General features: G+C 45.0%; 8 protein-coding genes and 1 pseudogene. 3 read left to right on the top strand and 6 right to left on the bottom strand.

Annotation, left to right across the window (positions count from 1 at the left end; translation table 11 throughout):
- Positions 1 to 412 precede the first annotated feature (412 nt).
- From F6K52_RS25425 to F6K52_RS25440, 4 genes are all read right to left on the bottom strand, one after another.
- A complete protein-coding gene (locus F6K52_RS25425) occupies positions 413 to 2,092 on the bottom strand; it encodes a ribulose bisphosphate carboxylase small subunit (RefSeq protein ID WP_293084665.1) in 1,680 nt (559 codons plus the stop codon).
- Positions 2,093 to 2,383: 291 nt separating this feature from the next.
- A complete protein-coding gene (locus F6K52_RS25430; RefSeq protein ID WP_293084669.1) occupies positions 2,384 to 2,683 on the bottom strand; it encodes a EutN/CcmL family microcompartment protein in 300 nt (99 codons plus the stop codon).
- Between the two features lie 168 nt (positions 2,684 to 2,851).
- Positions 2,852 to 3,193 carry a carbon dioxide-concentrating mechanism protein CcmK gene (locus tag F6K52_RS25435; RefSeq protein ID WP_293084672.1) on the bottom strand — a complete coding sequence of 114 codons (342 nt, stop codon included), beginning with the start codon at positions 3,191 to 3,193 and terminating at the stop codon, positions 2,852 to 2,854.
- Between the two features lie 182 nt (positions 3,194 to 3,375).
- Complete coding sequence (locus tag F6K52_RS25440; RefSeq protein ID WP_293084675.1) at positions 3,376 to 3,687, bottom strand: carbon dioxide-concentrating mechanism protein CcmK; 312 nt, start codon at positions 3,685 to 3,687, stop codon at positions 3,376 to 3,378.
- Between the two features lie 1,086 nt (positions 3,688 to 4,773).
- On the opposite strand from F6K52_RS25440, the gene F6K52_RS25445 reads away from it, so the two are divergent.
- Positions 4,774 to 6,666 (top strand): NAD(P)H-quinone oxidoreductase subunit F, encoded by a 1,893-nt coding sequence (locus F6K52_RS25445; RefSeq protein WP_293084678.1) that lies wholly within the window; start codon positions 4,774 to 4,776, stop codon positions 6,664 to 6,666.
- 7 nt (positions 6,667 to 6,673) lie between these two features.
- On the opposite strand, the gene F6K52_RS25450 is transcribed toward F6K52_RS25445, so the two are convergent.
- Complete coding sequence (locus F6K52_RS25450; protein WP_293084681.1) at positions 6,674 to 6,895, bottom strand: pentapeptide repeat-containing protein; 222 nt, start codon at positions 6,893 to 6,895, stop codon at positions 6,674 to 6,676.
- Between the two features lie 131 nt (positions 6,896 to 7,026).
- Between F6K52_RS25450 and F6K52_RS25455 the strand changes: the two genes are divergently transcribed.
- Positions 7,027 to 8,523: an NADH-quinone oxidoreductase subunit M gene (locus tag F6K52_RS25455; protein WP_293084684.1), complete on the top strand. Its 1,497-nt coding sequence runs from the start codon at positions 7,027 to 7,029 to the stop codon at positions 8,521 to 8,523.
- 108 nt (positions 8,524 to 8,631) lie between these two features.
- A complete protein-coding gene (locus F6K52_RS25460; RefSeq protein ID WP_293084687.1) occupies positions 8,632 to 9,777 on the top strand; it encodes a CO2 hydration protein in 1,146 nt (381 codons plus the stop codon).
- Here F6K52_RS25460 and F6K52_RS25465 read toward each other — a convergent pair.
- Positions 9,774 to 9,968: pseudogene (locus F6K52_RS25465) on the bottom strand (gamma-glutamyl-phosphate reductase); the annotation flags it as partial. The gene F6K52_RS25460 and the pseudogene F6K52_RS25465 overlap by 4 nt on opposite strands.

Raw genomic sequence — 9,968 nt, forward strand, 5'->3', positions numbered from 1 at the left:
GTTAGAGTAAGCTCGATGCGTACTTCCCGACGCTCTTCCGATCTATATATGAGAATTATTACTCAATAGAAGTTTAGGCAAGTGCATAATTTTTGGCACAGTAGACTTCGCCGCAATTGTCGGGGTAAAGAATTCTGGGTAAACGGTTTTGGGATTAAATTTGACTCTAGCACTATCATTTTTGAGAGCTTCTTTACCGTTGCAAGAAGTCTAATACCTATCAATAAGCTGGTCTTGATTTAAATTAAATGGTTCTCGCAGCAAGGGAGTAGGGGGATAGGGTTTGACGGTTTATTTTCTAAGGGATGCAGTACGGTATTGGGGCTTCTTCCCATCTACCCACACTACCCACACTTCCCAGACTTCCCAAACTTCCCTATCTGTTCCCTGTTCCCTGTGCTATTCTTATAGATTACGGCCTTTGAATCAGCGTCTCTAGAACACGCCGTTTAGCTTTCGGATCAATACCAATTAACCGTACATACTCACCCGAATGTTGAACCAAGCAGGTTTCTAGACCTTCAACCACGTCTGAAACCCGAGTAGAGTCAATGGGGGAGCAACTCTGCCAAGAGCTGGTGCGGAATCGACGTTTATCCGCATGTTCAGTACCAATGCGAAAACCTTGGGACAACAAGTTACGGATCTTTTCAATGATATCTTGACTCAAGGATGAACCAGAAGCGCTGCTGCCATTGAATCCTGAGGATTGCGTTGAAGCGGGAGTATAGCTACTACTACTAGGGGCAGATTTAGCACCAGGGTTGACAGTGTCCCCAGGTCTTTGAATAATCTTTTCCATCACCCGGCGCTTGGCTTGCGGGTCAACGCCAATCAGTCGGACATACTCACCAGCGTGGTCTGCCAAACAAGCCCCTAGGTCTGCCAAAGCTTGTGATACATTATCGGAGCTTATGCCAGGGGCACTCTTCCAGGAACTAGTCCGGAACCGACGCTCATCAGCATACTCAATACCAATCCGATACCCTTGGGACAACAGTTGACGAACTATATCATCCACTGATGAGTCTAAGCCATTGCTAGAGAAACCCGCAGTAGGTTGAGGAGCAGAGCTATAGGGGCTGTAGCTGCTTGAACCAGATCCAGTGGAACTTCCAGAAACAGGGCCACCCGGTTTTTGGATAATCTCTTCACACACCCGGCGCTTAGCTTTCGGGTCAATCCCAATTAGTCGGACATACTCACCAGCGTGGTCTGCCAGACAATCACCCAAGGATTGGAGCACTTCTGATTCACGATCGGAGTGTATTCCGGAAGCACTCTTCCAGGAACTAGTACGGAAGCGACGCTCATCAGCATATTCAGCACCAATTCGGTATCCTTGGCCTAACAGTTGACGAACTCGTTGTTGAAGCTCTGAACTTAATCCTGTATTTGAAGACATTGATCTGAAAGATTTATGGGAACTATCAGGGCTACTATGACCATTAGAGTCAGCATTGTCAGCAATTTCCTTACGGATGGGAATCATGCAGGAATCATCCTCTGCACACTGATAACCCTCCCGCAATGCATCATTGATTGCCACCACATGGTTAGCAAACGTTCTATCTTGCTCTTCTACATCCGGTAGTCGGTCAGCTTGCTGCTGATTAGTAATCACCGCTCCGGAAGGAACATATTTACCGGGAGGAATTTCGACATCCTGAACGAGGGCATGCATCATCACAATACAGCCCTTGCCAACTCTAGCATTAAACACCGTAGAGCGAAAGCCAATAAAGCAATCATCCGCAACATAAGCAGGACCATGAATCAGGCTCATGTGGGTAATCGATGCATCCTTGCCAATCCAAACTGAGTACTCTTTCTGGTCATCCCCAACAACCCGACCGTCTTCAAGACCATGAATCACAACACCATCTTGAATATTGGTACCTTCACCGATGTAAAATGGTCCCCCTTCGTCAGCTCGAATCGAGGTTCCCGAGGCAATCAATACATCTGGCCCAATCTCTACATCTCCAATAATGTTGGAAAAAGAATGGACATAAGCTGTGTCATCAATTTTTGGTTCAGCCAGATCCCGTGACCAAGGTGTTGGGGGAGCTGCCTGGGTGCTAAATGCCATAGATGTTTTCCTCCTAATTTTTATTTGAGATACACTGTCATGAAATAGATTTTTGTCAAGCCCCACATTTGAGGATTGGGGTTAGTTATTTCTGCTGCTCCCACTCGGGAAATGTAATCACGCAGAAATTGCTGGATTTTTAATAGTTAACCTCTACCGTTATGGCTTATCGTTACAAATAACTGCTTTGGAAAGCTATTGGGACCGTGATCAGAATCGCGCAATGGATAACCAGGCATAAGCTACTACCCAAAGCTACTACCCAAAGCTACTATTGTCCGAACCTACTCACTAATACTGGTCTTTTTTGCTGTAGAGCATGCTATTGTCCACACTGACCGTGTCAATAATCCCCACCACCATAGCGTCAATGGGACGCTTGTCACTCTCACCAACTTGCCGAGCCGCGCTGCCACGGCTGACTAGCACCCACTCATTTATACCAGCACCGACTATGTCAGCTGCTACCTCATACTTGGGGAGTGGTTCTCCTGCATCATCTAGGTATTGCAGGAAAAGGAATTTAGTTCCTCTAAGACTAGGATCTTTATAAGTACTAACGACCGTGCCTCGGACCAAAGCAATTTGCATCGACCTAAATTATTAACAGGACTTGGGGTGACAGGACTTGGGGGGAGATGGATTAGGGAGCAGTTATATGGCTAAGCCAAAACTAGTGGATCAAGCAATCTCTCCCCTCATGGTAAGCAAATCCCCTACTTGACACCGGCATGTATTGAATCTCAAATTGGCGGACGATTATGGACGGTTCATCGGACGGATGGCGTTAGTACTCTCCCGGAACTGTTCCACATCTTCGGTATAACGAATTGGTAGAACATATTCGAGGTTTTCGTGAGGTCGAGCAATAATATGGGTAGATAATACCTGACCGCCATTAACACGCTTAACGTTATCAATCCCAGCAGATACGGAAGCTTGCACCTCGGAAACATCTCCCCGCACAATCACGGTTACACGAGCGCTACCAATTTTTTCATAACCCACAAGGGTGACACGAGCCGCTTTCACCATCGCATCTGCGGCTTCTACAACCGCTGGAAAACCAAGGGTTTCCACCATTCCCACAGCAATTGACATGAATTTTACTCCTAGACGTTTATCAAAATTTTGATCAACCCACGCGCTGACCACACGTGGGATGGTTGTGACGGCATATAAGCCCTTAAGCTAAACCTATAGTCACTGCATACCAACGAGTTCAGCACCCAAGCTTGTGCCAATTGCCTCTAGACTCTCTATGGTTTTTAGGAGCATCTTGGCTAGTAGCTACGGAACTGTTCCACAGCTTCGCTGTAACGAATTGGTAGGACATACTCTAAGTTTTCATGGGGACGAGCGATGATGTGGGTGGATACCACCTTACCCCCATTCACTCGGTTTGCTGAGTCTATCCCAGCAGCTACGGAAGCTTGCACCTCGGATACATCTCCCCGGACAATCACGGTTACACGAGCGCTACCGATTTTTTCATAACCCACAAGGGTGACGCGAGCGGCTTTAACCATCGCATCAGCTGCTTCTACAACAGCTGGAAAGCCCTCAGTTTCAATCATTCCAACAGCAATTGGCATTTCGCTTTTCTCCTAGTGGATTAGTCAAATAAGAGTTATGAACGCTCCCTAACTAACCTTGCAGTGTAGTTAGGGCAGTGTAGTTAGGGTTTCTATGGCATTGCAGATAACTGCAATGTTGCCGGGTAAATCGGCCTTTTCGATACACCGTCAGAACGTGAGCCGACCAAGCCCATTGCAGGTAGTTAACTGACTTAGCTAACTGACCTAGCTAATTCACCTAGCACGCATCAGGTAGCTAAGTGTATTGGTCGTGTTTCTGTGCTTCCCTTGCTCCTCCCTTAATCCGCCTCATGGTTAGTTTGGGGGGGATTAAAGGGTGGAGGGGGGTGTGGGTTTGCCTAAGCAAAAGTGATTGTTTCCCTGGCCAATAGGCCACGCTACGCTTACACCCCGGCTGAAACAAAGATAGTAGACGGGGAATGCCCTCTACATCTTTGTTTAAAGGACAACCAAAACTAAGCATAGAGAACCTTGGCGTATTTGACAATATAAAATATGATAATACTTCTTAATGAGAGACCTTAACGAAACTTAACACTCCGAGGGGGTCAGCTAGATTATTTAACGAAAATTCACCGTTTTGGAGAATGGTTGCTTTTGTTTTATAATTTTTTTATAACTTTTAGATAAGTAATCCTCACTAAGGGCCAGAATCTGAGTGCGGTTACCGAGTTCCTGGGTTACGGCACGGGGAACTGGGTCGCTCTAACCTGACTAAGCATAAATCGGTGGATAGATGGGTTGTCAAGCCTGATTTGACATTTAATCCATTAGCTGGCTCGGTTGTCAAGGCCGACTTGACCTTTAATCCGTTAGCTGGCTCGGTTCTATAAAGGTTACTTGTCATGATGTCAAAACCCGTGGTTTATGGTAAAAATCAAAAAAATATTCGGTAAAAAACTGCCGAAATTATGCCGAAGATAACCCTTAACTGATAAAGTTATAAAAATACTAATGATTTAAGACAAATCACGACATTATTAGCTGTAAACCGAGGAAAATCGTCACTTTAAAAATTCGTTTGGGCTAATTAGTACCGATTTTTATTTAATTGATTCAATAAAATGATGAGGTCAAGGCGTGATGACTGAGTTGCTTACTCAGACTATTTGGATAGTTCCTATTTACGGTTGGATTGGGGCATTTTTAACTATCCCCTGGGCAACAGGAATAGTGCGTCGTACGGGACCGAGACCAGCGGCTTACTTTAACCTGTTGATGACACTTTTGGCCTGCATTCATGGCTGGCTGATCTTCCAGGCTTCATTACAGGAACCAGTGCAAGAGATACAGTTTCACTGGCTAATGGTAGCTGATATTGACATATCTTTTGTTCTGGAAGTCTCACCAGTGAGTACTGGAGCAATGGAGTTTATCACTAGCCTAAGTCTATTGGCCCAACTCTATGCTCTCGGATACATGGAGAAAGATTGGGGATTAGCTCGCTTCTTTGCCCTGATGGGATTTTTTGAAGGGGCATTGATTGGAATTGTCTTGAGTAATTCCTTATTCCTGACTTACGCTCTGTTGGAAATGCTCACGGTGTGTACTTTGTTAATTGTGGGTTTTTGGTATGCTCAGCCTTTAGCACTCAAAGCTGCCCGAGATGCTTTTTTAACTAAGCGTGTAGGAGATATCTTGCTGCTAGTTGGGGTGGTGAGCTTAGCGACCTTTGCGGGAAGCTTAACCTTTTCAGACTTGTATACCTGGGCTTATTCAGCTAATCTAACGCCACTGGTAGGGAACTTACTGGGATTGGCTTTGATTGCTGGTCCAATTGGTAAATGTGCCCAATTCCCCTTGAATTTATGGTTGGATGAGGCGATGGAGGGACCGAATCCTGCCTCAGTACTGCGGAATTCCTTGGTGGTGACTTGTGGTACTTATGTGCTGATTAAACTGGTGCCGATTGTGACGATGATCTCACCGTTGACCTTATCAGTGTTAGTAGTTATTGGTACTATCACAGCACTAGGAACCTCACTGGTAGCGATCGCACAAATTGATATTAAGCGATCGCTTTCCCATTCCACCAGCGCTTACATTGGCTTAGTATTTATCGCGGTTGGAATGCAGCGTGCTGATATTGGTGTGATTTTACTGGTTGCCCATGCCTGTGCTAAAGCCCTGATGTTCATGAGCATCGGGGGGGTAATCTTCAACACCAATAACCAAAATTTAGCTGAATTGGGGGGCTTATGGTCAAAAATGCCTGCTACTAGCACTGCCTTTGCGGTGGGTATGGTTGGTCTGATTGGACTTTTCCCCCTGGGTGGCTTTTGGGCAATGAGTGAAGGGATTAACGCCTTTTGGTTTGAAGCCCCTCTTCTAGTCATACCCTTTCTCTTCGTTAACGCAGTTACTGCCTTAGGTTTAGTCCGGGTGTTTCGGCTAGTTTTCCTAGGGAAACCCCAAGCGAAGACCCGTCGAGCACCAGAAGTACCGTGGGCTATGGCTTTACCAATGGTAGCGTTAACGGTAGTGACATTGCTGGTACCCGTGCTAATACGTCCGATGGAATTGCTATCGGAATGGAAGGATCTCAATTTCCTAGCCGAGGTAAGCTTGATAATCTCTGGTGTCGTAGGTTGCACTATAGGGGCTTTAATTTACCTACCCAGAACCTGGTCGCGCTCAATTCGGATGCCGTTGAAATTGTTCCAAGACCTATTCGCCTATGACTTTTACCTGGACGAACTGTATCGTTACACCATCGTGTTTGCTGTTCGCTTATTTTCTAACATTACAGCTTGGGTGGATAGATATATCGTTGATGGGTTAGTCAATCTGGTTGGTTTAGGAACAGTATTTAGTGGTCAAAGCCTAAAATACAGCGTTTCCGGTAAATCACAGTTTTATGTACTGACTATCCTGTTAGGAATCAGCTTATTAGCAATCTTCATCACTTGGCCCTTGAATCAGTGGTCTTGGAGTCAGTGGTCTTTGGAGCAGTGGTCATTGTTGATCGGTGATTAGTTAGAGGTTAGCCCGTTGTTCGCGCACGCGTGGCCAATAGGCCAAGGTTAGCAAGTTGAAGGTTAGCAGGTTGAAGGTTAGCTACTTGAAGGTTAGCTACTTGAAGGTTAGCCCGTTGAAAGTTAGCTACTTGAAGGTTAGCCCGTTGAAAGTTAGCTACTTGAAGGTTAGCCCTTTGAGTGTTGAACCTTGGCCAAAAGGCCACCCGTGCGCCTTCAACCTGTAACAACCTTCAACCTTCAACAAAGCAACCTTCAACCTGTAACAACCTTCAACCTTCAACAACCTTCAACAACCTTCAACCCCAAACAACCCGATAAGAACAGTTAGTAAACAAATGATTAGGAGACTGGTCGATTTATGTTGAGTGCCTTGATTTTGGTACCAATACTTAGTGCCGCTATAGTGGGGTTTTGGCCCGGGAATGTTAGCTCTAAAGCAGCTCGTCAAATTGCCTTGGTGGTTACTGGTGGTATTTTCCTCTGGTCAGTAATATTGATGACCATGTTTAACCCCGGTGACGTGAATCTACAATTTCAGGAAAATCTTCCTTGGATTCAGGCAATCGGTTTGACCTATAGTTTAGGGGTAGATGGTCTATCGTTGCCCTTACTTATCCTAAATGGTCTGCTAACCGCAATTGCCCTGTATTGCACAGATTCCAATACCATTCGGCCTAGGTTGTATTACGCTCTGATGCTCTTGATCAATGGCGCTGTTGCCGGTGCCTTTCTAGCTCAGGATTTACTGCTGTTTTTTATCTTCTATGAGCTAGAACTGATTCCCCTATATTTGTTGATTGCCATTTGGGGGGGTAAGCGCAGAGGCTATGCTGCAACCAAGTTTCTTCTCTACACAGCCCTTTCCGGAGCCTTGGTTCTAGCGTCATTCCTTGGCCTAGTGTTTTTGACTGGTTCCTCTAGCTTTAGCTACGCCGAGACCAAGGAGCTGGCATCATTACTACCGGTTGCTCAGCAATTAATTCTTTTAGGAGCAGTTCTAATTGGCTTTGGAATTAAAATTCCGTTTGTGCCATTCCATACCTGGTTGCCAGATGCCCACGTGGAAGCATCAACTCCAGTTTCAATTCTATTAGCTGGTGTACTCCTGAAATTAGGTACCTATGGTTTGTTGCGGTTTGGCTTAGGTTTGTTTCCGGAACCTTGGACAATTCTGGCACCTTGGTTGGGAATTTGGGCAGCAGTAAGTTCCCTTTACGGAGCGTTCAATGCCATTGTCCAAAAAGACATGAAAAAAATGGTGGCATATAGTTCTGTCGCTCACATGGCATACATTCTGTTAGCTGCTGCTGCTGCCACTAAGCTAGCCTTGGTATCCTCAGTTTTGCATATGATCAGTCACGGGTTAATATCAGCGCTACTGTTTTTATTAGTCGGTATCATTTATAAGAAAACTGGCTCACGGGATATCACTATCCTCAATGGTTTATTAAATCCGGAACGAGGTCTGCCAGTAGTTGGTAGTTTGATGGTGCTTGGTGTAATGGCTAGTGCTGGTATCCCTGGCATGGTGGGATTTATCTCTGAATTTCTGGTCTACTGGGGTAGTCTCCAGGTATTACCAATCCCAACTATCCTATGCATGCTCAGCACCGGTTTAACGGTTGTTTACTTTTTACAACTAGTTGGTGGAGCCTTCTTTGGTCGTCTCGCTACCCATTTAACTGATTTACCCAGCGTTAAGTTTACAGAACAATTACCAGGGCTAGTTTTAGCCCTATTGATTGTGATTCTGGGAATACAGCCGGGATGGTTACTTAATTTAAGTGAACCGATCACAGCAACGTTGGTAACGACACCACCGAATGTAGCTGTGAATGTATCAACCAATAGTTGAAGGTTAACAGGTTGTTGGGAAATGTAGAATTTAGAATTTAGAATTCTTCATTCTTCATTTTTACAGACAACCTTAAACCTTAAACCTTAAACCTTCAAGATAATTATTATGGTAGTTAGCCAAAAAAACAAACAAAAGCATCCCCTAGAAGAGTATATAAATCGACTACAAACTGGTAGTGCTCTGCTATCGGATTCTCCAGAAAACCTGATGGAAGTAGTCGGTATACTTCACAGCTATGGAATTGTTTTAGATGCTTACTCTCGTAATCTAATTTACACTGCGGATCATCAATTTTTAGTCTTTTTCCCCTTCTTTAAATACTTTAATGGGGATATTTCATTTTCAAAGCTTTTACGTCATTGGTGGCACGACCGCATTAACTTTGAGTACGCTGAATACTGTATGCGCTCGATGTTATGGCACGGTGGTGGGGGCTTAGATACTCATCTCGATACCGATGAATTTAAGCAGCGATGTACGGAAGCAATTCAGGCAAAGTTTAAGACAAATCCCCTGATGCTGGGAATTAACAAGCTATTTCCTGAATTCCTGCCCGAACAAGTGCGAATGCTTGCCTATACCAGTGGATTAGGGCAATTCTGGCGGGTGATGAGTGATATATTCATGTCCCTATCTGAGGGCTATGACGAAGGGGAAATTACGTCTATTCCCCAAGTAGTAGACCATATTAAAGCAGGGTTAGTCGCAGCAGCAAGCAAACCGATTAGCTATGCCCCTCAGATTGGTGATAAAAGGTATGAGATTATTCCCGAATCGGTTGGTTTGACTTTCTTGTCTGATACAGGAGTACCCTATGTAGAAGCAATTTTCTTCCGGGGAACACCCTTTCTGGGGACAGTATCTCTGAATGCCCAAGCCTACCAGATTTCTCCAGATCAAACCCGATTTACCTATGGCGCGTTGTATGCTGACCCATTGCCTATTGGTGGTTCTGGAATTCCACCGACATTGCTGATGCAGGATATGAGGCATTATCTACCCAAGTATCTCAGGGATTTTTATATGCGATCGCATCGGGGTGAAATTGACTTGCGGGTCAGAATATGCGAGACTTTCCAGAAATCTATGTTTTGTGTTACTACAGCTGCGATTTTGGGGCTAGCCCCTAATCCCATGGATACCACGGATCCTGCTCAACTTGACGAAAATCGAGCCTATTTAGAATACTGGATGGATCGATTGATCCCCTCCCGCTTGAAATCAGCCAATGCTCAAATGACCAACGGCTAAAACTGTCCATTGCCCTGAACTACGTGTTTAAGGGTAGTGAGAGTCTCCAGGCTAATCATGCCGCGAGAATGTCCTTTTTGGTTAGACATACCTAGAAACACGGAGTCTCCTGGTTGCGGATTCCGTGAAAATTTTGGTGAGGAATTAATGTAAACCGATGCACTATCTACACCTAAGGCAAACTGACGGCT

It is taken from the genome of Moorena sp. SIO3H5 (assembly GCF_010692395.1).
GTDB lineage: Bacteria > Cyanobacteriota > Cyanobacteriia > Cyanobacteriales > Coleofasciculaceae > Moorena.